Below are 21,133 nucleotides of genomic sequence, written 5' to 3' on the forward strand. Positions count from 1 at the left end.
GGCGCGATCCTTCAATCCATCAGAAGCGGAAGTGGGAAAATGCCTTGTTAGCCTCTGCCATGCGGTGCACTTCATCGCGCTTCTTCATGGCGCCACCGCGGCTTTCTGCCGCCTCCATCAACTCACCGCCCAGCCGCTGCGGCATGGATTTTTCGCTGCGCTTGTTGGCAGCCTCGCGCAGCCAGCGCATCGACAGCGCCATGCGGCGCACCGGACGCACTTCGACCGGGACCTGGTAGTTGGCGCCGCCAACGCGACGCGACTTGACTTCGACCATCGGCTTGCAGTTGTTGATGGCGGCCAGAAACACCTCCAGCGGATCCTTCCCAGTTTTGGCCTGAATATGGTCGAACGCACCATAGATGATGTTTTCAGCGACCGACTTCTTGCCGGACAGCATCAGGATGTTGACGAACTTGGCAACATCCACATTGCCGAATTTCGGATCCGGCAGAATTTCCCGTTTCGGGACTTCGCGACGACGTGGCATATCAATTCCTTTCGATCTTCAGTTGAGCGCGGAGTGCAATTCACCGCGCGCTCGCGGACAGCCCTCATGACTGCCCACTTACTCGGCCCATCCGGGACCGACTCAGCTGCCAGCTTGCGCCGGCAAAGACGATTACTTCTTGGCGGCCTTGGCGCGCTTGGCACCGTACTTGGAACGCGCCTGCTTGCGGTCCTTGACGCCTTGGGTATCCAGCGCACCGCGCACCATGTGGTAGCGCACACCCGGCAAATCCTTGACGCGACCGCCGCGCAGCAGAACGACGCTGTGCTCTTGCAGGTTGTGGCCTTCGCCGCCGATGTACGAAATGACCTCGAAACCGTTGGTCAGGCGCACCTTGGCGACTTTACGCAAGGCCGAGTTCGGTTTTTTCGGGGTGGTCGTATAGACGCGGGTGCAGACGCCGCGCTTTTGCGGGCTGTTTTCCAACGCAGGAGACTTGCTCTTGACGGTGGCCGAAACGCGCGGCTGGCGAATCAGTTGATTGATGGTTGGCATCGTTTTAATCCAACAAAATTACGGCATTAAACACATTCCCGAAAGCGGTTGTCCGGGAGACTGGAAAATCATTGCGCCTGAATCGGATTGATTCGGTGCAGGTTCGATTTGAGTTGGAGGAGAAGCGTCGCAGGAAGCGAAATAGCAGACCAAAGAACGCTTAAGCCCAGCAGAGCTTAAAATCGAGAACTCGCGAGTATATGCCGGTATACCGGCGCCGTCAATGTCGAATCCTGAAAAAACCGCTGCGCCACGTATCGGTGCAAATGCCGCACAATGCCCGCGGCTAGTTCCGCCAGAATCTTATACTCCATGTGGTGAAAATGGCTTGGGCGCACATAATAAACTCAAAATGCTAATACCCCCATTATTCCAGCCGGAAGTGGGCGACGGCGATCGCGCCTGATGCTGATGAAGCCTCACTCAAACTCATTCTGATGCGCGCTCTATTGCCTCGCCCTGCCAATTTGCTGGTATTGGCGACTTATCTGGCGCTGTCAGCGCCACCGTTTCTGCCGCTGGCCTGGGGCGGCAGTGTCCAGCAGCCGGCCGCAATCCTGCTGGCCGAAGTCGTCGGCTGGTTACTGTTATGGGCTGTGTGCCAGCGACCTGTCCGCTTTCACTGGCTATTGCTGCCGGCCTTTCTGGCGTTGCCGGCAGATATCTATCTGCAGCGCTTCTACGGCCAGTCGCTTTCTGCCCACCATCTTGGCATCCTGGTGGAGAGCAGCCCGGGCGAAGCGCTCGAATTCCTCGGCGGCCACGCCTGGCTGCTGCCGGCGGCGCTGGCCGGTGCCGCCGGTTGGTGGTGGCTGTCATGGCAAGCGGCCCGTGGCACGCCCGAACTCGACTGGCGCGGCCGCTCGCGCGCCAGTGCGCTGGCGCTGCTGGCCTTGGGCCTTGGCCTCGGGCTTTACGCGCGCCCGCCAACGGCGCCGGCCAACGCGCAAGACGGCCCCACGAATCCGGCGCCAACCGCTGGCAATGGCATCGACAGCCTGGCTGCCTGGGCCGCGCAGCCCGTCAGCGCCAACGTGTTCTCGGCCAGCCGGCCATTCGGGCTGGGGGCTCTCCTGTATGAATTCTGGAAGGAGCGGCAATACCTGGGCAGCCTGATCGGGCACAGCGAGCGTTTTTCCTTCGGCGCACGGCAAGGCGCCACGGCGACGCGACCGCAAGTGGTGGTCGTGGTGGTCGGCGAATCGGCACGCTACGACCGCTGGGGCCTGAACGGCTATGCGCGCGCCACCACACCGCGGCTGCAGACGGAACCCAATCTGGTGAGTCTGGGCGACTTGGTGACGCCGGTGTCGGCCACCCGGCTGTCGGTGCCGCTCATCATGTCGCGCAAGCCGGCAAGGCAAAGCCTGCGCCCTGAGTTTGCCGAAAAATCCTTCATCAGCGCCTTTCGCGAAGCAGGCTTCAAGACTTGGTGGCTGTCGAACCAGATGTCGTTCGGGAAGTTCGATACGCCGGTATCGGTCTACGCCAGCGAAGCCGACGTCACGCGCTTTCTGAATCCGGGCAATTTCAGGGACGATACCCGGCTCGACCAGGACCTGCTGCCGGCACTACAACGAGCGCTGACCGATCCGGCGGGCAAGAAACTGATCGTGCTGCACACCCTCGGCAGCCACTGGAACTACGCCCACCGCTACCCGCCGCAGTATGAGCGCTGGCAGCCGTCGCTGCGCGGATTGGAGCGCCCGGCGCTGACCGATCCGGACCTCAGGGCGGCGATCAACAACAGTTATGACAATTCGATCCTGTACACCGACTGGATTCTGGCGCAAGTGATCGAGCGGCTGCGCGCCACGCAGCAATTGGCGGCAATGCTGTATGTGTCCGATCATGGCCAGACGCTGTATGACGGCGCATGCAAGCTGGCGCTGCATGGACATAACACGCAATACGAGTTTCATGTGCCGGCGCTGGTCTGGTATTCCGACGCCTGGAGCGCAACCTGGCCGGCCAAGCTGGGCCAGTTGCGGCGGCACAAGGATGCGCCGCTCTCGACCGAAAACATTTTTCACTCCCTGCTCGATCTGGCGGATATCCGCTATCCGGATCAGCGGCTGGAGTGGAGCATCTTCAGCGAGCACTGGCGGCCGCATGCGCGCTATGTCGACAGCTACGGCTGGAGCAATTATGACAATGCCAGCTTCAAGGGCGATTGCCGCGAGGTGATCGACAAGGGTACCCCGCTGGCGCGAAAGTAGCGGTGAAAAGCGTGGAGTATGTTCAAATTTTGAAGATCACAAGCCCGTAATTTTCCTATAACCCATAGAGTATCGGAAAACGACCTATCCCAAGCGGGGTTTCAGGGTAACCAGCCGGGCAGCCCCAGATAAAAAAACGGCGCCGGAATTGCTCCGGCGCCGTTTCTGTCTGCCAAGTGGCTGGATTACGCTTCGCCGTCAACCGGGCCGGCGGTTTCCGAATGCACCTCGGCTTCCGCCGCATGCGCCAGCTTTTCAGCTTCCAGCAAGGCCGCACGCTCTTCCGCTTCCCAAGTGTCCTTCTCCTTGCGGGCGCGGTGGAACGCCAGGCCGGTACCGGCCGGAATCAGGCGGCCGACGATGACGTTTTCCTTCAAGCCGCGCAGGCCATCCTTCTTGCCCATGATCGCCGCTTCGGTCAGCACGCGCGTGGTTTCCTGGAACGAGGCCGCCGAGATGAACGAATCGGTCGACAGCGAGGCCTTGGTGATGCCGAGCAGCACGTTTTCGTAGGTCGCCGGGAGCTTGTCTTCGGCGATCACGCGGTCGTTCTCGTCCAGCAGTTCGGAACGCTCGACCTGCTCGCCGGTGATGTAGTTGGTGTCGCCCGGATCGACCACTTGCACCCGGCGCAGCATCTGGCGCACGATCACTTCGATGTGCTTGTCGTTGATCTTCACACCCTGCAGGCGGTAGACGTCCTGCACTTCGTCGACGATGTAGCGCGCCAAGGCTTCGATTCCCAACAGGCGCAGGATGTCCTGCGGATCGGCCGGGCCGTCAACGATCATCTCACCCTTGTTCACCACCTGGCCGTCGTGCACCAGCACCTGCTTGTCCTTGGTGATCAGGAACTCGTGCTTCTGGCCATCCATGTCGGTGATTTCCAGGCGCTGCTTGCCCTTGGTTTCCTTGCCGAACGCGACCGTGCCGGTGACTTCCGCCAGCATGCCGGCGTCCTTCGGCGAACGCGCCTCGAACAGCTCAGCGACGCGCGGCAGACCGCCGGTGATGTCGCGGGTTTTCTGCGATTCGGTTGGAATCCGCGCCAGCACTTCGCCGGCGGTAACTTGCTGGCCGTCCTTGACGGTGATCAGCGCGCCGACCTGGAAGCCGATCGTCACCGAGTGTTCGGTGCCGGCGATCTTGACTTCCTCGCCCTGCTCGTTCAACAGCTTGACCTGCGGGCGCACCGTCTTGGTGGCCGTGCTGCGCCGTTTGGCGTCGATCACGACCAGCGTCGACAGGCCGGTGACGTCGTCCACCTGGCGCGCCACGGTCACGCCTTCCTCGACGTTCTCGAAACGCACGGTACCGGCATACTCGGTGATCACCGGGCGCGTCAGCGGATCCCAGGTGGCCAGCACGGTGCCAGCCTTGAGTGCCATGCCGTCCTTGACGATCAGCGTGGCGCCGTACGGCACCTTATGGCGCTCGCGCTCGCGGCCATGGTCGTCGGTGATCAGCACTTCGCCGGAACGCGAAATGACGATCTGTTCGCCCTTGCCGTTGGTCAGGTAGCGCATGGTGGCCGAGAAGCGCGCGGTGCCGTTCGACTTGGCTTCCACGCCGGAGGCCACCGCCGCGCGCGACGCCGCACCGCCGATGTGGAAGGTCCGCATCGTCAACTGCGTACCCGGTTCGCCGATCGACTGCGCGGCGACCACGCCGACCGCCTCGCCGGCATTGACCAGCGAGCCGCGGCCGAGATCGCGGCCGTAGCATTTGGCGCACAGGCCATAGCGCGTATCGCAGGTCAGCGGCGTGCGTACCTTGACTTCGTCAATGCCGAGGCGCTCGATCTCTTCCACCGCATCCTCATCCAGCAAGGTGCCGGCTTCGTACAACGTGGCCTGGGTTTCCGGATTGACGATGTCGTTCGCCGCAACCCGGCCCAGCACGCGGTCGCGCAGCGCTTCGATCACTTCGCCGCCTTCCACCAGTGCCTTCATCGAGACGCCGTTGCCGGTGCCGCAATCGTCCTCGATCACCACCAGATCCTGGGTGACGTCGACCAGACGACGGGTCAGGTAACCCGAGTTGGCGGTCTTCAGCGCGGTATCGGCCAAGCCTTTACGGGCGCCGTGGGTCGAGATGAAGTACTGCAGCACGTTCAAACCTTCGCGGAAGTTCGCGGTGATCGGCGTTTCGATGATCGAACCGTCCGGCTTCGCCATCAGGCCGCGCATGCCGGCCAACTGGCGAATCTGCGCGGCGGAACCGCGCGCGCCGGAGTCGGCCATCATATAAATCGCGTTGAACGATTCCTGCGTGCCCTTGCTGCCGTCGCGCCTGACCACGTCCTCGACCTTCAGCTGCTCCATCATCGCCTTGCCGACTTCGTCGCCGGTCTTGCCCCAGATGTCGACCACCTTGTTGTAGCGCTCGCCGGCGGTCACCAGGCCCGACGCGTACTGCTGCTCGATCTGCTTGACTTCGTGCTCGGCAGCAGCGATCAGTTTGACCTTTTGCGGCGGCACCAGCATGTCGTCAACGCAGATCGAGATACCGGCGCGGGTCGCCAGGCGGAACCCCGATTGCATCAACTTGTCGGCAAACACCACGGTCGCACGCAGGCCGCACTTGCGGAACGAGATGTTGATCAGTTTCGAAATTTCCTTTTTCTTCAGTGCCCGGTTCAAGACCGAGAACGGCAGGCCCTTGGGCAGGATTTCCGACAGGATCGCACGACCGACGGTGGTTTCGTAGCGATTGACGGTCTGCACGAATTCGCCCGTTTCCGCGTCCTTCGGATATTCGGTGATGCGCACCGTGATGCGGGTCGCCAGTTCGACTTCCTTGTTGTCGTAGGCGCGAATCACTTCCGACACGTCCGGGAACATCATGCCCTCGCCCTTGCCGTTGATTTTCTCGCGGGTGGCGTAGTACAGGCCGAGCACGATATCCTGCGACGGCACGATCGACGGCTCGCCGTTGGACGGGAACAGGATGTTGTTGGAAGCCAGCATCAGCGTGCGCGCTTCCATCTGCGCCTCGATCGACAAGGGCACGTGGACCGCCATCTGGTCGCCGTCGAAGTCGGCGTTGAACGCCGCGCATACCAGCGGATGCAGCTGGATCGCCTTGCCTTCGATCAGGACCGGCTCGAACGCCTGGATACCGAGACGGTGCAGCGTCGGCGCGCGGTTCAGCATCACCGGATGCTCGCGGATCACTTCTTCCAGGATGTCCCACACTACCGGTTCCTGGATCTCGACCAGCTTCTTGGCGGCCTTGATCGTGGTCGCCAGACCCATCAGTTCCAGCTTGTTGAAGATGAAAGGCTTGAACAGTTCCAGCGCCATCAGTTTCGGCAGGCCGCACTGATGCAATTTCAATTGCGGGCCGACCACGATCACCGAGCGGCCGGAGTAGTCGACGCGCTTGCCCAGCAAGTTCTGGCGGAAACGACCGCCCTTGCCCTTGATCATTTCGGCCAGCGACTTCAGCGGACGCTTGTTGGCGCCAGTCATCGCCTTACCGCGGCGGCCATTGTCCAGCAGCGAATCGACTGCTTCCTGCAGCATGCGCTTTTCATTGCGCGTGATGATTTCCGGCGCGCGCAATTCCATCAGCCGCTTCAGGCGGTTGTTGCGGTTGATCACGCGGCGATACAAATCGTTCAGGTCGGAAGTCGCAAAGCGGCCGCCGTCCAGCGGCACCAATGGGCGCAGTTCCGGCGGCAGCACCGGCAGCACTTCCATGATCATCCAGTCCGGCTTGATGCCGGAGCGCTGGAATGCTTCCAGCACTTTCAGCCGTTTCGCGTATTTCTTGATCTTGGCTTCGGACTTGGATTCCTTCAACTCGGTGCGCAAGGTCTCGGCTTCGCGATCGATGTCGATCGAACGCAGCAGCTCGCGGATGCCTTCGGCACCCATGAATGCGGTGAACTCGTCACCATGTTCTTCATACTTGGCGGCGTAGTCGTCTTCCGACATGATCTGGCACTTCTTCAGCGGCGTCATGCCGGGGTCGGTCACGACATAGGCTTCGAAGTACAGCACGCGTTCGATGTCGCGCAAAGTCATGTCGAGCACCATACCCAGGCGCGACGGCAGCGACTTCAGAAACCAGATGTGCGCGGTCGGCGACGCCAGTTCGATGTGGCCCATGCGTTCGCGGCGCACCTTGGCCAGCGTGACTTCGACGCCGCACTTTTCGCAGATCACGCCGCGATGCTTCAGGCGCTTGTACTTGCCGCACAAGCACTCGTAGTCCTTGATCGGGCCGAAGATCTTGGCGCAAAACAGGCCGTCGCGTTCCGGCTTGAAGGTACGGTAGTTGATGGTTTCCGGCTTCTTGACTTCGCCGTAGGACCAGGAACGGATTTTTTCAGGCGACGCCAGACCGATCTTGATCGCGTCGAATTGTTCGTTTTGCTGTACTTGCTTGAATAAATCTAGCAATGCTTTCATGTTTCACTCCAGTTGGCGTGAGAAAAATTTCTTTTGCCGTACTAATCAGTTCACTTGCTGCGGAATCACTTCCATCCACTCAATGGAGGACAGGCCGGGCACCGCCGCGGCGCCTCGCAAAGCCTGTCCCACCCGCGGCGATTAGTCTCGTTCGAGATCGATATCGATCCCAAGCGAACGGATCTCCTTCACCAGCACATTGAAGGATTCCGGCATGCCGGCGTCGATCACGTGGTCGCCCTTGACCAGGTTTTCGTACACCTTGGTGCGGCCGTTCACGTCGTCCGATTTCACGGTCAACATTTCCTGCAACACATACGACGCGCCATAGGCTTCCAGCGCCCAGACTTCCATCTCGCCGAAACGCTGACCGCCGAATTGTGCCTTGCCGCCCAGCGGCTGCTGGGTCACCAGCGAGTACGGACCGGTCGAACGCGCATGCATCTTGTCGTCTACCAGGTGGTGCAGTTTCAGGAAGTGCATGTAGCCGACCGTCACTGAGCGCTCGAACGCTTCGCCGGTACGGCCGTCATACATCGTGACCTGATTCTTGGAAGGCGTCATGCCAAGCTGCTTGGCGATGGCGTCCGGGTACGCCAGATCCAGCACGCGACGAATCTCTTCTTCGTCCGCACCGTCAAAGACCGGCGTCGCAAATGGCACGCCCTGCTTCAGGTTGCTGGCCAGTTCGAAAATTTCCTCGTCACTGAAGCTATCCAGCTCTTCTTGCTTGCCCGACTCGTTGTAGATCGTGGTCAGGAACTTGCGCAACTCGGTCGCCTTGACGTGCGCCTCGAGCATTTCGCCGATGCGCAGGCCGAGACCCTTGGCCGCCCAGCCGAGGTGGACTTCCAGCACCTGGCCGACGTTCATCCGTGACGGCACGCCGAGCGGGTTCAGCACCACGTCGGCCGGGGTACCGTCGGCCATGTGCGGCATGTCCTCGATCGGCAGGATGCGCGATACCACACCCTTGTTGCCGTGCCGGCCGGCCATCTTGTCGCCGGGCTGCAGGCGGCGCTTGACCGCCAGGTACACCTTCACCATTTTCTGCACGCCCGGCGGCAATTCGTCGCCCTGCGTCAGTTTCTTGCGCTTTTCCTCGAACGCCAGGTCGAACTGATGACGTTTTTCGGCAATCGATTCCTTGATCGCTTCCAGCGCGCTCGCCATGTCGTCATCCGCCGGGCGAATGTCGAACCAGTGGTATTTGTCGAGATCGGCCAGGTAATCCTTGGTGATCTTGCTGCCTTTGGCCAGCTTCTTCGGACCGCCATTGACGACTTTTCCGATCAGCATTTTTTCCAGGCGCTGGAAGGCGTCGCCTTCGACGATGCGCAACTGGTCGTTCAAGTCAAGCCGGTAGCGCTTCAGCTCATCATCGATGATTTGCTGGGCGCGCTTGTCGCGCTGGATGCCTTCGCGGGTGAATACCTGGACATCGATCACGGTGCCGACCATGCCGGACGGCACGCGCAGCGAGGTATCCTTCACGTCCGAAGCTTTTTCGCCGAAGATCGCGCGCAGCAGCTTTTCCTCCGGGGTCAACTGGGTTTCGCCCTTAGGCGTCACCTTGCCGACCAGCGTGTCGCCGGCCTCGACCTCGGCGCCGATGTAGACGATGCCGGATTCATCCAGCCGCGCCAACTGGTTTTCCGCCAGGTTGGAGATGTCGCGCGTGATTTCTTCCGCGCCCAGCTTGGTGTCGCGCGCCACCACCGACAATTCCTCAATGTGGATCGAGGTATAGCGGTCGTCGGCCACCACCTTTTCGGAGATCAGCACCGAATCTTCGAAGTTGTAGCCATTCCACGGCATGAACGCGACCAGCATGTTCTGGCCCAGCGCCAGCTCGCCCAGATCGGTCGAGGCGCCATCGGCGATCACGTCATGCTTGGCGACGCGGTCACCGACCTTGACGATCGGCCGCTGGTTGATGTTGGTGTTCTGATTGGAACGGGTGTACTTGATCAGGTTGTAGATATCGACCCCGACCTCGCCGGCGCTCGCCTCGTCGTCATTGACGCGGATCACGACCCGGCCAGCATCGATATAGTCAACCACACCGCCACGCAGCGCCTGCACTGTGGTGCCGGAGTCGACCGCCACCGTGCGTTCGATGCCGGTGCCAACGAAGGCTTTTTCCGGGCGCAAGCACGGCACAGCCTGGCGTTGCATGTTGGCGCCCATCAACGCGCGGTTGGCGTCATCGTGCTCCAGGAACGGGATCAATGACGCCGCCACCGACACCACCTGGCCCGGAGCCACGTCCATGTACTGCACCCGTTCCGGCGACACCAGGATGGTTTCGCCGGCTTCGCGCGCCGACACCAGTTCGTCCGACAGGATGCCGTTTTTGTCGATGGTCGCGTTCGCCTGGGCGATGATGTAGCGGCCTTCTTCGATCGCCGACAGGTAATCGATCTGGTTCGTGATCTTGCTGTTTTCGACCTTGCGGTATGGCGTTTCCAGGAAGCCGTACTCGTTCAGGCGCGCATACAGCGCCAGCGAGTTGATCAGGCCGATGTTCGGGCCTTCCGGCGTTTCGATCGGACACACGCGGCCATAGTGGGTCGGGTGCACGTCGCGCACCTCGAAGCCGGCGCGCTCGCGCGTCAGGCCGCCCGGGCCCAGCGCCGAGACGCGGCGCTTGTGGGTAATTTCCGACAGCGGGTTGGTCTGGTCCATGAACTGCGACAGTTGCGAGGAACCGAAGAATTCACGGATCGCGGCCGAGATCGGCTTGGAATTGATCAGGTCGTGCGGCATCAGGTTATCGGCTTCGGCCTGGCCGAGGCGTTCCTTGACCGCGCGCTCGACGCGCACCAGGCCGGCGCGGAACTGGTTTTCCGCCAGTTCGCCGACGCAGCGCACACGCCGGTTTCCGAGGTGGTCGATGTCATCGACTTCGCCGCGGCCGTTGCGCAATTCGACCAGGATTTTGATTACCGCCAGCACGTCTTCGTCCGACAGCGTCATGGCGCCGGTCAATTCGTCGCGGCCGATGCGGCGGTTGAATTTCATGCGGCCCACCGCCGACAGGTCGTAACGTTCGGCGTTGTAGAACAAGCCGTTGAACAGCGCCTCGACCGATTCCTCGGTTGGCGGCTCGCCGGGACGCATCATGCGGTAGATCGCCACCCGCGCCGCCATCTGGTCAACCGTGTCGTCGGTACGCAGAGTTTGTGAGATATACGCGCCCTGATCCAGGTCATTGGTATACAAGGTCTGGATGTCGGCCACTTCGGCCTCGCGCAGACGCGCCAGCAGTTCCTCGGTCAGCTCGTCATTGGCATTGGCCACCACCTCGCCAGTATCCGGGTTGATGATGTTTCTGGCCAGCACGCGGCCCAGCAGATAATCTTCCGGCACCGAGATCTTCTTGATGCCGGCGGCGTCGATGTCGCGCACATGCTTGGCGTTGATGCGCTTGTCCTTGGCGACCAGCACCTTGCCGCTCTTGTCGGTGATGTCGAAGCGTGCCACCTCGCCGCGCAGGCGCTCGGCGACGAATTCCATTTCGGCGCCGTCCGCGTGCAGCGTGAAGTTGTCGAACACGAAGAAATTCGCCAGGATCTGCTCGACCGTCATCCCGATCGCCTTCAGCAGGATCGTCACCGGCATCTTGCGGCGGCGGTCGACGCGGAAGTACAGAATGTCTTTCGGGTCGAACTCGAAGTCGAGCCAGGAGCCGCGGTACGGAATGATGCGCGCCGAGAACAGCAGCTTGCCGGACGAGTGCGTCTTGCCGCGGTCATGTTCGAAGAACACGCCCGGCGAGCGGTGCAACTGCGACACGATCACGCGCTCGGTACCGTTGATCACGAACGAACCGGTGGTCGTCATCAGCGGCAATTCGCCCATGTAGACTTCCTGCTCCTTCATTTCCTTGACCACCGGCTTGGTCGGCGATTCCTTGTCCAGGATCACCAGCCGCACCTTGGCGCGCAAGGGCGAGGCGTAAGTCAGGCCGCGCTGCTGGCATTCCTTGACATCGAACGGTGGCGCGCCAAGCACATAGGAAAGGAATTCCAGCCGGGCAAAGCCGTTGTGCGATACGATCGGAAAAATCGACGTGAAAGCGGACTGCAAGCCTTCGTTCTTGCGTTGCGACGGCGCCTGATCCTGCTGCAGGAAGCTCAGGTAGGAATCAAGCTGGGTTGCCAGAAGGAATGGAACTTGATGGACGTTGGCACGCTTTGCGAATGACTTGCGAATGCGTTTTTTCTCAGTGAATGAGTAATGCATGGACACTCCATGAGTGACTGGAAGGAAGGAGAATTCAGGATTCGGCAAGGATCGTGACGCCTGATGGGCGATCCCAAATGGTCGAAACCTCAAGTCTGCGCCCTTCAAGGCGGACTAAGAACTCGTCCTGCCGATATTGAAAAAAACGACTTCGGCAAGAAATGCAGCACAACAACAACAAAATACGAAAACGACAAAGGAGTCAAAGCCGAACCTTGTCTTAAAGGCCCTGGACTTTGACTCCGGTAGTTCAGGATTCGCCGGGGCGAATCCGAATTACTTGATTTCCGCCTTGGCGCCAGCTTCTTCCAGCTTTTTCTTGGCTGCTTCGGCGTCGGCTTTCGACACGCCTTCCTTCACTGCCTTCGGCGCACCGTCGACCAGATCCTTGGCTTCTTTCAAGCCCAGGCCGGTGATTTCACGAACCGCCTTGATCACGCCGACCTTGTTGGCGCCGAAATCGGTCAGGGTAACGGTAAATTCGGTTTGCTCTTCGACTGCTGCCGCGGCAGCGCCGCCGCCTGCCGGACCGGCAACCGCCATCGCTGCAGCCGATACGCCGAATTTCTCTTCGAATGCCTTGACCAGATCGTTCAGGTCCATGACCGACATGGCGCCTACGGCTTCCAGAATGTCGTCTTTGCTCATTGCCATTTATAACTCCTGATTTGTGAGGAACGGCAGCGCCAGGCACTGCTCTTTCCTTTGTACAAAAATTGATTTGATGATCACATCTGATCGGTACTGACGCAAAAAGCGCCGCAACTACGCTGCGAAAAATCGCTGCGTTATGCCGTTGCGGCTGCCGACTCGGCCGGAGCCGCGCCGCCTGCTTCTTTCTGTGCTGCAAGCGCCGCCAGCGCGCGGGCAAATCCGGAAACCGGAGCCTGCATCATGCCCAGCAACTGGGCCAGCAGAACTTCACGGCTCGGGATACTGGCCAGTGCGGCGACAGCCGCCTTGTCCAGCGATTTGCCCGCATAATTACCCGCCTTGACGACCAGCTTGTCATTGCTTTTGGCAAAATCGTTAATGACTTTTGCGGCGGCAACGGCGTCCTCGGAGATCGAATAGATCAACGGGCCGGTCATTTCAGAAGCGAGATTGGCAAACGCAGTGCCTTCCACCGCGCGTCGTGCGAGTGTGTTTTTCAACACGCGCAGATACACGCCTTCGGCACGCGCTTTCGCGCGCAGTTGCGTCAAGTGACCAACCTGGATGCCACGATATTCGGCCACGACGATGGTCTGCGCAGATGCTACCTTTGCGGAGACTTCGGCGACGACGGCCTTTTTGTCATTCAGATTGAGACTCAAGATCAACCTCCAAAAATGATGCTCAGTTACAACGCAACCATGAACGGCTGCTTACCTTGCATCGGTTCGAACACGGCGTCCGAAGTTAGGAGTTCAGGTGCTGGCGCGATGTAAAGCGGACAGCGTCGAGACCACAAAACTTGTTCGGGCACACCATCTGCGCTGGGTGCCGGTGAATTCCTCCACCGGCGTTTTAACTTCATGCCCAATTCGGCCTGAAGCCCAGCGGTCTTTGATTGTCTGGATCGTCCTTCGATCAATTGGGGATAGAGTATCGTTGCACTACACTCTGCCCCACAAAACATCAAAACTCGATCCAGCCCAAAGAACTGCCTCCCGTCAAGACTCGACGAGAGGACTTGAAATTACATCAGGCAACCAGGCTCGCCTGGTCCACGCGCACACCGCCGCCCATGGTGGACGACAACGACACTTTGCGCAGATACACACCCTTGCTGCTGGCCGGCTTGGCCTTGTTCAACGCCTCGATCAACGCCACCAGATTGCTTTTCAGCTCGGCATCGCTAAACGATTTGCGGCCGATGGTGGCGTGAATGATGCCAGCCTTGTCGGTGCGGTATTGCACCTGACCCGCCTTGGCATTCTTGACCGCGGTCGCCACGTCCGGCGTGACGGTCCCGACTTTCGGGTTCGGCATCAAGCCGCGCGGTCCGAGAATCTGGCCCAGCGTGCCGACGATACGCATGGTGTCGGGCGAGGCGATCACGATATCGAAAGGCATGTCGCCAGCCTTGATTTGCTCAGCCAAGTCTTCCATGCCGACGATATCGGCGCCGGCCGCCTTGGCCTGGGCCGCCTTGTCACCCGAGGCAAAAACCGCAACCCGCACGGTCTTGCCGGTACCAGCCGGCAACACGACGGAGCCGCGCACCACCTGATCGGATTTCTTGGCATCGACGCCCAACTGGACCGCGACGTCGATCGATTCGTTGAATTTGGCAGTCGCGCATTCCTTGATCAGCGCCACCGCGTTATCGAATGGATAAGCCTTGGTGCGGTCGATCTTGGTTTTGATTGCCTTGACGCGTTTGGATAGCTTGGCCATTACAGTCCCTCCACCGTGATACCAATGGAGCGCGCGGAACCGGCGATGGTGCGCACGGCCGCATCCATGTCAGCCGCGGTCAGATCCGGCTTTTTCAACGTGGCGATTTCTTCTGCCTGGGCGCGCGTCAGCTTGCCGACCTTGTCGGTGTGCGGCTTGGCCGAGCCCTTCTGAATTCCCGCCGCCTTCTTGATCAGATAGGTGGCCGGCGGGGTTTTCATGACAAACGTAAACGACTTGTCCGCAAACGCGGTGATCACGACCGGGATCGGCATGCCAGCCTCGATACCTTGGGTCTGGGCATTGAATGCCTTGCAGAATTCCATGATATTCAGGCCGCGCTGACCCAATGCCGGGCCGATCGGGGGAGACGGGTTTGCCTTACCAGCTGGCACTTGCAGCTTGATAAAGCCAATGATTTTCTTTGCCATGATGGCTCCTACGTTGATTGAGTGTTAGCGCCCGTTCGCGTTGGCTACCAGGGCTCCTCCGGCTGGATTTCACTTGAAAGTGGCGCCCCAGTTGGCGCTTGCTGCAATTGGCTGATGTGACGACCGGCAACGCCGCGATCACACCTTTTCGACTTGTCCGAACTCCAGCTCGACCGGCGTTGCCCTGCCAAAAATGGTGACCGAAACACGCACGCGCGATTTTTCGTAGTTGACCTCTTCAACGTTGCCGTTGAAATCGGTGAATGGACCATCCTTGATCCGCACCAGCTCGCCGACGTCGTATAGCACCTTGGGCCGCGGTTTCTCCACGCCCTCTTGCATCTGCTGCATGATCTTCGCCACTTCATGTGGCGGAATCGCGGTCGGCTTGTTGGATTTGCCACCGATAAAACCGGTCACCTTGTTGGTGTTCTTGACCAGATGCCAGGTTTCATCGGTCATTTCCATCTCGACCAGGACGTATCCAGGAAAGAAACGCCGCTCGGTAACGGCCTTCTGGCCGTTCTTTATTTCAACAACCTCTTCGGTCGGCACCAGGATCTGCCCAAATTGATCCTGCATGCCGGCGCGCTCGATACGTTCCTTCAAAGCACGCATCACGCTTTTTTCCATGCCGGAATAAGCGTGCACGACATACCAGCGTTTTTTGCCCGCGGCGCTCGCGCCCGGCAAATCGCCTTGCGGGGTTTCAGTCATTATTTTTTCCAGCCTAAAATCAGGTCGTAAAACACGAACTCCAGCAGCTTGTCGGACCCCCACAGGAACAGCGCCATGATGACGACAAAAGCGAACACCACCGCCGTCACCTGCAGCGCATTTTTGCGCGGCGGCCACACCACTTTTTTGGTTTCGCGGATTGATTCGCGGGCGAAATCGATGAAGCTACGGCCTGCGTTCGACGTCCATGCCAGCGCAATCGCCACCAGCAAGCCGACAACCAGTGCGGCAACACGAATGACGCCGGCCTTGTCGGACAGGAAATAGAAACCGACGACGCCCGCGATGACGGCCAGAACCGCCAGGCCGACCTTGATCTTGTCGCCGGCGGTACGGACAGTCTGCACGGAGTGATTCGACATACTTTTTTACTTTCGGTGCCCTGCACCTGAATCGGTGGCAGGGACGGAGGGCATCGAACCCCCAACCTTCGGTTTTGGAGACCGACGCTCTGCCAATTGAGCTACGTCCCTACATGAACCTGCCGGAGTCGCGCAATGATACTCGCGCCGCTCGCCGGACGAGCGGCGCGCCAGCCTTGTTACTCGATAATCTTCGCCACCACGCCAGCACCAACGGTACGGCCGCCTTCGCGGATCGCGAAGCGCAGGCCTTCTTCCATCGCGATCGGGTTGATCAGTTGCACCGTGATCGAGACGTTGTCGCCCGGCATGACCATTTCCTTGTCCTTCGGCAGTTCGATCGAGCCGGTGACATCGGTGGTGCGGAAGTAGAACTGCGGACGATAGTTGTTGAAGAACGGGGTGTGACGACCGCCCTCATCCTTGGACAACACGTAGATTTCGCCGGTGAAGTGCTTGTGCGGCTTGATGGTGCCCGGCTTGGCCAGCACTTGGCCGCGCTCGACGTCTTCGCGCTTGGTGCCGCGCAGCAGCACGCCGACGTTGTCGCCCGCCTGGCCCTGATCCAGCAGCTTGCGGAACATTTCAACACCAGTGCAGGTGGTCTTTTGGGTGTCGCGGATGCCGACGATTTCGATTTCTTCACCAACCTTGATGATGCCGCGCTCAACCCGGCCGGTGACCACGGTGCCGCGACCGGAGATCGAGAAGACGTCTTCGACCGGCATCAGGAAGGCGCCGTCGATGGCGCGTTCCGGGGTCGGGATGTAGGTGTCGAGCGCATCGGCCAGCGCCAGGATGGCTTGCTCGCCGAGCGGGCCGGTGTCGCCTTCGAGCGCAAGCTTGGCCGAGCCTTTGATGATCGGCAGGTCGTCGCCCGGAAATTCGTATTTGGAGAGCAGTTCGCGCACTTCCATTTCGACCAGTTCGAGCAATTCGGCGTCGTCGACCATGTCGCATTTGTTCAAGAACACGATGATGTAGGGTACGCCGACCTGGCGCGCCAACAGGATGTGTTCGCGCGTTTGCGGCATCGGGCCGTCGGCGGCCGAGCAGACCAGGATCGCGCCGTCCATTTGCGCAGCGCCGGTGATCATGTTCTTGACGTAGTCGGCGTGGCCCGGGCAGTCGACGTGGGCGTAGTGGCGTGCGGTGGTTTCGTATTCGACGTGCGAGGTGTTGATGGTGATGCCGCGCGCCTTTTCTTCCGGCGCGTTGTCGATCTGGTCGTAGCCCTTGGCTTCGCCACCAAATTTCTTCGACAACACCGTTGCAATCGCCGCCGTCAGGGTCGTCTTGCCGTGATCCACGTGACCAATCGTGCCCACATTCACGTGCGGCTTCGTCCGCTCAAACTTGCTCTTTGCCATTTTAGACTCCTAACGATTTGATGAGAACGCTCAGGCACGCGCCCGACGATTACCGACCTGCAGAAGACGATCCATGGTCTGAAACGCTTGCCTCAAACTCTTGGCACAACCGGAATTTCTGGTGCCCTTTACGTGGATTGAACACGTGGCCTCTCCCTTACCAAGGGAGTGCTCTACCACTGAGCTAAAAGGGCATACTTGCTGCATTTCCCGCGGCCGCACGCGATGCGCAACGGCCGCCAAAACTGGAGCGGGTGAAGGGAATCGAACCCTCGTCATAAGCTTGGAAGGCTTCAGCTCTACCATTGAGCTACACCCGCGAGGGCCACCACTTCAGCCGCAAACAATTCACTTCCCGCCGCGCCAGTCAACTTCTCCCGCGCAGCGATCCCACCGATGCCTTGGTGGAGGGGGCTGGATTCGAACCAGCGTACTCGTAAGAGGGCAGATTTACAGTCTGCTGCCATTAACCACTCGGCCACCCCTCCGCAGGGAACCCCAAACTATAGGTTAGTCCATGTGGATTGTCAACAACAAGAAAGCGTCGGAATGCAAATTTTAACCGCTCAGAGCCCGCGCTGCAGTCGGCCGAACGATCGACCTGCAACCGCCAGTCAACCAGCAACCCGGAGCGCAGGCTGACGCCACCGTCGCTTGATTTTATCAAATATAGGAGTATCGATAAAATATGGAGATTTTACCAGCGAAAACAGGATTCCATCTCCAGAGTATATGAGAAGGCAGCCGGAATTGAATATATACAATCGCTTTTCGCGCGGGTGGCAGTCGAGCCAACCGTGCCGCCCGCCCTGATCAGAATCGGGTTTCGCGCGCGGCGCGCAGAAAGCTATCCAGGATCGGCGTGCAATCCATCAAGTCGGCGCTGCCGGCACGGTGGAATTCCGGGTGCCACTGCACGCCCATCACGAACGGCGCCTTGCGATAGCGGATCGCCTCGACGATGTTGTCGCTGCCGGACACCGCCTCCACCGTCAGGTCGCGCCCGAGTTCGCGCACCGCCTGGTGATGGATCGAATTCACCAGATACTGCTCCTGCGGCTTGAACAAGGCCGCCAGCGACGAGCCCGGGGGGAAGCTGATTGGATGGTAATTGCTGTCGTACAGCTCGTTCACATGCTCGACGGCGTCCGGGACGTCGGAGGCGATGTCCTGGTACAGCGAACCGCCGAACGCGACATTGATCAACTGGCAGCCGCGGCAGACGCCCAGCACCGGCTTGCCGGCTTCGACGAATTCATGCAGCAGTTCCAGCTCATACATGTCGCGCGCGCGGTCGCCATTCCATTCCGGGCGGGTCGCGGTGGCGGCGTAGGTTTGCGGCGAGACATCGGCGCCGCCCTGCAATACCAGGCCGTCCAGGTGGCGTGCGTAGTCGCGCAACCGGATATCGCTGTGATGCAGCAGGCCTCGGTTGTTGACGGTCGGGATCATGAACACCAGCACATTGCGCGACATCACCCATTGCGCGATCGACTCTTCCAAGTATTGCAGGGTCTTGCCGCGCAGCCCCTTGGCGCCGCTCTCGGGGTGGAAGATGCGCGCCGAAATCCCGATCTTCAGCGTGCGCCGCATGATGCGGCGACCGGTCTTGTCGGATAGCGCGCGCAGGCGCGCCAGCAGGATCTTCCCGGTCGCGGCCCAGGAGCTGTCGCCCGCCTGCCCGTGGAAATCGAACGGCACGCCGCCCGCGGATGACGGCGGCGTTTGAGCAGCGCGTTCGGCTGCAGCCGGCGCCGGCGATTTGGCGGCCGCTTCGGGTGCGCGCGGCGGCGCCTCAACCGCTGGCGGCGCGGATGCCGGAACGGCGGCCGCAGAGGATGGCGCCGGCGAATCGGCGCGGCGCGGGTCGGAATCGGGATCGTGGGAATCAGGCATGAGGCTGGGTCACTAGGGTTGGATGAATGTCGATAGACAGCGGAAAGCGGCAAAGTATCCCTACGGCATGGCCGCAGTATAAACCTGCGCCTGCCACTGCCCCGGGCCGCTGCCGGGCGACCGCGGCGCACTTCGCGTATCCTTTGTTGTGCAATCCCCTTGCAGCACGACGACGAGACAAGCCCGATCGCAGCCCGCCCGACCCGGCGCGTTCGCCATCCCGCAGTGCTCCTCAACGCACCGGTTCGTCCGATGGAACAAAACCTGTTGTCGAATGCGCTGATATACCTGGGCGCTGCGGTAGTCGCGGTGCCAATCGCACGCCGGCTGGGGCTGGGCGCGGTACTCGGCTATCTGCTGGCCGGCATGGCGATCGGGCCGTGGGGTTTGCGCCTGATCACCCAGGTGCAGGACATTCTGCATTTCTCCGAGTTCGGTGTGGTGCTGCTGCTGTTCGTGATCGGGCTGGAACTCGATCCGAAGCGGCTGTGGTCGCTGCGCCGCCCGATCTTCGGCTGGGGCGGCGCGCAGGTGGGCGCTTGCAGCGCGCTGCTGTTCGGCGCCGGCCTGCTGCTGGGTGCCGACTGGCGCAGCGCGCTGATCGCCGCGCTCGGATTGTCGCTGTCGTCCACCGCGATCGCGCTGACCACGCTGCAGGAGCGCAATCTGATGGCGACCGCCGGTGGCAACGCCGGCTTTACGATCCTGCTGTTCCAGGACATCGCCGCGATTCCGATGATCGCGCTGCTCCCTTTCCTGGGCGGCACGACGCTTGCCCATGGCAGCATCGACTGGCTCGGCGCGCTCAAGGCGGTGGGCGTGATCCTGGCGCTGGTGTTCACCGGCCGCCACCTGCTGCGACCGGTGTTGCGCATCATCGCCAAGACCGGGATGCGCGAAATTTTCACTGCCTTCGCGCTGTTGCTGGTGATTGCGATCGGCTGGCTGATGCAGGCGGTCGGCATGTCGATGGCGCTCGGCACCTTCCTGGCCGGGGTGCTTCTGGCCGATTCGGAATACCGGCATGCGCTGGAGTCCGACCTGGAGCCGTTCAAGGGCCTGTTGCTCGGCCTGTTTTTCATCGCGGTCGGCATGGCGGTGGATTTCAGCGTATTGCTGGCGCAGCCGGCGCTGGTGCTGGGGCTGGTGCTGCTGTTCCTGGCGCTGAAGATCGGCACGCTGTACCTGCTTGGCAAAGGATTCGACATTCCGCGCGGCCAGCAGGCGCTGTTCGCCTTCCTCTTGTCGCAAGGCGGCGAATTCGCGTTCGTCGTGTTCGCAGCGGTCGCCACCGCTGGCGTCCTCGCGCCGGCGGTGGCGTCGCTGCTGGCGCTGGTGGTCGCGCTGTCGATGGTGGCGACGCCGCTGCTGCTGGTGCTGCACGACCGGCTGCTGGAGCCGCGCTTTCGCCAGCAGCGGCCGGACGACGCGATTCCGCCGCAGGAACATCCGGTGATCATCGCCGGCTTCGGCCGCTTCGGCCAGATCATCGGCCGCCTGCTGTTCGCCAATCGCATCGGTGCCACGGTGCTGGACCACGACCCGGACCAGATCGAGCTGCTGCGCAAATTCGGCTTCAAGGTGTTCTACGGCGACGCCACGCGCACCGATCTGCTGGAAGCGGCCGGCGCCCGCCATGCCAGATTCCTGGTGGTGGCGATCGACGATGTCGACGACAGCCTGGCACTGGTCGACGCCGCCCGGCGTGAATTCCCGCATCTGCAACTGCTGGCGCGCGCGCGCAACGTGTCGCATTATTACGACCTGCTGGATCGCGGCGTCACCATCATCGAGCGCGAAACCTTCGAATCGTCGCTGCTATTGGGCGGCAGCCTGCTGCAGCAACTCGGTTTCAGCGCGGTCCGCGCGCGGCAGGTGGTGCGCAAGTTTCGCGCGCATAATCTGAAGACACTGATGGCGGTGTACCCGCATTACAAGGACCAGGCGCAGATGGTGTCGATGTTGCAGCAAGGGAGGCAGGAGCTGGAGGAAATGTTCGCGCGCGATGCCGAAGAACTGAAGAATACCCCGCCCGGCGCCAACGATTGATGGTGCGCGGCCGG

Annotated in this window: 15 protein-coding genes and 4 tRNA genes; 3 read left to right on the forward strand and 16 right to left on the reverse strand. The window is 61.0% G+C overall.

Features of this window, described 5'->3' with window-relative positions:
* Positions 1-19 precede the first annotated feature (19 nt).
* Together rpsG and rpsL are read right to left on the reverse strand one after the other, a co-directional pair.
* Positions 20-490 carry a 30S ribosomal protein S7 gene (gene rpsG, locus ACK2VC_RS07825; RefSeq protein WP_486733032.1) on the reverse strand — a complete coding sequence of 157 codons (471 nt, stop codon included), beginning with the start codon at positions 488-490 and terminating at the stop codon, positions 20-22.
* Between the two features lie 132 nt (positions 491-622).
* On the reverse strand, positions 623-1,006 hold the full coding sequence (gene rpsL, locus ACK2VC_RS07830) for a 30S ribosomal protein S12 (protein ID WP_486733033.1): 384 nt from the start codon (positions 1,004-1,006) through the stop codon (positions 623-625).
* Between the two features lie 437 nt (positions 1,007-1,443).
* Between rpsL and ACK2VC_RS07835 the strand changes: the two genes are divergently transcribed.
* Positions 1,444-3,225: a phosphoethanolamine transferase gene (locus tag ACK2VC_RS07835; protein WP_486733034.1), complete on the forward strand. Its 1,782-nt coding sequence runs from the start codon at positions 1,444-1,446 to the stop codon at positions 3,223-3,225.
* 185 nt (positions 3,226-3,410) lie between these two features.
* Here the strand turns inward: ACK2VC_RS07835 and rpoC are convergent, their stop codons facing one another.
* Together rpoC and rpoB are read right to left on the reverse strand one after the other, a co-directional pair.
* Positions 3,411-7,643, reverse strand: a complete 4,233-nt coding sequence (gene rpoC / locus ACK2VC_RS07840; protein ID WP_486733035.1) for a DNA-directed RNA polymerase subunit beta' — start codon at positions 7,641-7,643, stop codon at positions 3,411-3,413.
* A gap of 141 nt (positions 7,644-7,784) precedes the next feature.
* Positions 7,785-11,891, reverse strand: a complete 4,107-nt coding sequence (gene rpoB / locus ACK2VC_RS07845; RefSeq protein WP_486733036.1) for a DNA-directed RNA polymerase subunit beta — start codon at positions 11,889-11,891, stop codon at positions 7,785-7,787.
* A gap of 63 nt (positions 11,892-11,954) precedes the next feature.
* Between rpoB and ACK2VC_RS07850 the strand changes: the two genes are divergently transcribed.
* On the forward strand, positions 11,955-12,131 hold the full coding sequence (locus tag ACK2VC_RS07850) for a hypothetical protein (protein WP_486733037.1): 177 nt from the start codon (positions 11,955-11,957) through the stop codon (positions 12,129-12,131).
* Positions 12,132-12,167: 36 nt separating this feature from the next.
* Here ACK2VC_RS07850 and rplL read toward each other — a convergent pair whose 3' ends face one another.
* The 12 genes from rplL to ACK2VC_RS07910 form a co-directional block, all read right to left on the reverse strand.
* Positions 12,168-12,545 (reverse strand): 50S ribosomal protein L7/L12, encoded by a 378-nt coding sequence (gene rplL, locus ACK2VC_RS07855; RefSeq protein WP_486733038.1) that lies wholly within the window; start codon positions 12,543-12,545, stop codon positions 12,168-12,170.
* A gap of 134 nt (positions 12,546-12,679) precedes the next feature.
* Positions 12,680-13,207 carry a 50S ribosomal protein L10 gene (rplJ, locus tag ACK2VC_RS07860; RefSeq protein ID WP_486733039.1) on the reverse strand — a complete coding sequence of 176 codons (528 nt, stop codon included), beginning with the start codon at positions 13,205-13,207 and terminating at the stop codon, positions 12,680-12,682.
* 370 nt (positions 13,208-13,577) lie between these two features.
* Positions 13,578-14,273, reverse strand: a complete 696-nt coding sequence (rplA, locus tag ACK2VC_RS07865; RefSeq protein WP_486733040.1) for a 50S ribosomal protein L1 — start codon at positions 14,271-14,273, stop codon at positions 13,578-13,580.
* Positions 14,273-14,704, reverse strand: a complete 432-nt coding sequence (gene rplK / locus ACK2VC_RS07870; RefSeq protein WP_486733041.1) for a 50S ribosomal protein L11 — start codon at positions 14,702-14,704, stop codon at positions 14,273-14,275. Before rplK ends, rplA begins: the two co-directional genes overlap by 1 nt.
* Positions 14,705-14,842: 138 nt before the next feature.
* Complete coding sequence (gene nusG, locus ACK2VC_RS07875) at positions 14,843-15,421, reverse strand: transcription termination/antitermination protein NusG (RefSeq protein ID WP_486733196.1); 579 nt, start codon at positions 15,419-15,421, stop codon at positions 14,843-14,845.
* Positions 15,421-15,804, reverse strand: a complete 384-nt coding sequence (gene secE, locus ACK2VC_RS07880) for a preprotein translocase subunit SecE (protein WP_486733042.1) — start codon at positions 15,802-15,804, stop codon at positions 15,421-15,423. Before secE ends, nusG begins: the two co-directional genes overlap by 1 nt.
* A gap of 35 nt (positions 15,805-15,839) precedes the next feature.
* A tRNA-Trp gene (locus tag ACK2VC_RS07885) sits at positions 15,840-15,915 on the reverse strand.
* A 68-nt stretch (positions 15,916-15,983) separates the two neighbouring features.
* Positions 15,984-17,174, reverse strand: coding sequence for an elongation factor Tu (tuf, locus tag ACK2VC_RS07890; protein ID WP_486733030.1), 1,191 nt, complete (start codon positions 17,172-17,174; stop codon positions 15,984-15,986).
* Between the two features lie 119 nt (positions 17,175-17,293).
* A tRNA-Thr gene (locus ACK2VC_RS07895) sits at positions 17,294-17,368 on the reverse strand.
* 52 nt (positions 17,369-17,420) lie between these two features.
* Positions 17,421-17,494, reverse strand: a tRNA-Gly gene (locus tag ACK2VC_RS07900).
* A gap of 82 nt (positions 17,495-17,576) precedes the next feature.
* Positions 17,577-17,662 (reverse strand) — tRNA-Tyr (locus ACK2VC_RS07905).
* A 325-nt stretch (positions 17,663-17,987) separates the two neighbouring features.
* Positions 17,988-19,070, reverse strand: a complete 1,083-nt coding sequence (locus tag ACK2VC_RS07910; protein WP_486733043.1) for a gamma-glutamyl-gamma-aminobutyrate hydrolase family protein — start codon at positions 19,068-19,070, stop codon at positions 17,988-17,990.
* A 252-nt stretch (positions 19,071-19,322) separates the two neighbouring features.
* Here ACK2VC_RS07910 and kefC point away from each other — a divergent pair, with 252 nt between their 5' ends.
* The gene (gene kefC / locus ACK2VC_RS07915) at positions 19,323-21,119 is read left to right on the forward strand and encodes a glutathione-regulated potassium-efflux system protein KefC (protein WP_486733044.1); all 1,797 of its coding nucleotides are present in this window, start codon (positions 19,323-19,325) and stop codon (positions 21,117-21,119) included.
* Positions 21,120-21,133: the final 14 nt, after the last annotated feature.

It is taken from the genome of Herbaspirillum sp. WTB6, assembly GCF_057457785.1.

Bases quoted from the DNA above. Each gene is read 5' to 3' on its own strand.
- rpoB (WP_486733036.1), bottom strand. From the start codon at position 11,891: ATGCATTACTCATTCACTGAGAAAAAACGCATTCGCAAGTCATTCGCA.
- ACK2VC_RS07910 (WP_486733043.1), bottom strand. From the start codon at position 19,070: ATGCCTGATTCCCACGATCCCGATTCCGACCCGCGCCGCGCCGATTCG.
- secE (WP_486733042.1), bottom strand. From the start codon at position 15,804: ATGTCGAATCACTCCGTGCAGACTGTCCGTACCGCCGGCGACAAGATC.
- kefC (WP_486733044.1), top strand. From the start codon at position 19,323: ATGGAACAAAACCTGTTGTCGAATGCGCTGATATACCTGGGCGCTGCG.
- ACK2VC_RS07835 (WP_486733034.1), top strand. From the start codon at position 1,444: ATGCGCGCTCTATTGCCTCGCCCTGCCAATTTGCTGGTATTGGCGACT.
- rplK (WP_486733041.1), bottom strand. From the start codon at position 14,704: ATGGCAAAGAAAATCATTGGCTTTATCAAGCTGCAAGTGCCAGCTGGT.
- rpsG (WP_486733032.1), bottom strand. From the start codon at position 490: ATGCCACGTCGTCGCGAAGTCCCGAAACGGGAAATTCTGCCGGATCCG.
- rpsL (WP_486733033.1), bottom strand. From the start codon at position 1,006: ATGCCAACCATCAATCAACTGATTCGCCAGCCGCGCGTTTCGGCCACC.
- rplL (WP_486733038.1), bottom strand. From the start codon at position 12,545: ATGGCAATGAGCAAAGACGACATTCTGGAAGCCGTAGGCGCCATGTCG.
- nusG (WP_486733196.1), bottom strand. From the start codon at position 15,421: ATGACTGAAACCCCGCAAGGCGATTTGCCGGGCGCGAGCGCCGCGGGC.
- tuf (WP_486733030.1), bottom strand. From the start codon at position 17,174: ATGGCAAAGAGCAAGTTTGAGCGGACGAAGCCGCACGTGAATGTGGGC.
- rplA (WP_486733040.1), bottom strand. From the start codon at position 14,273: ATGGCCAAGCTATCCAAACGCGTCAAGGCAATCAAAACCAAGATCGAC.
- rpoC (WP_486733035.1), bottom strand. From the start codon at position 7,643: ATGAAAGCATTGCTAGATTTATTCAAGCAAGTACAGCAAAACGAACAA.
- ACK2VC_RS07850 (WP_486733037.1), top strand. From the start codon at position 11,955: ATGGGCGATCCCAAATGGTCGAAACCTCAAGTCTGCGCCCTTCAAGGC.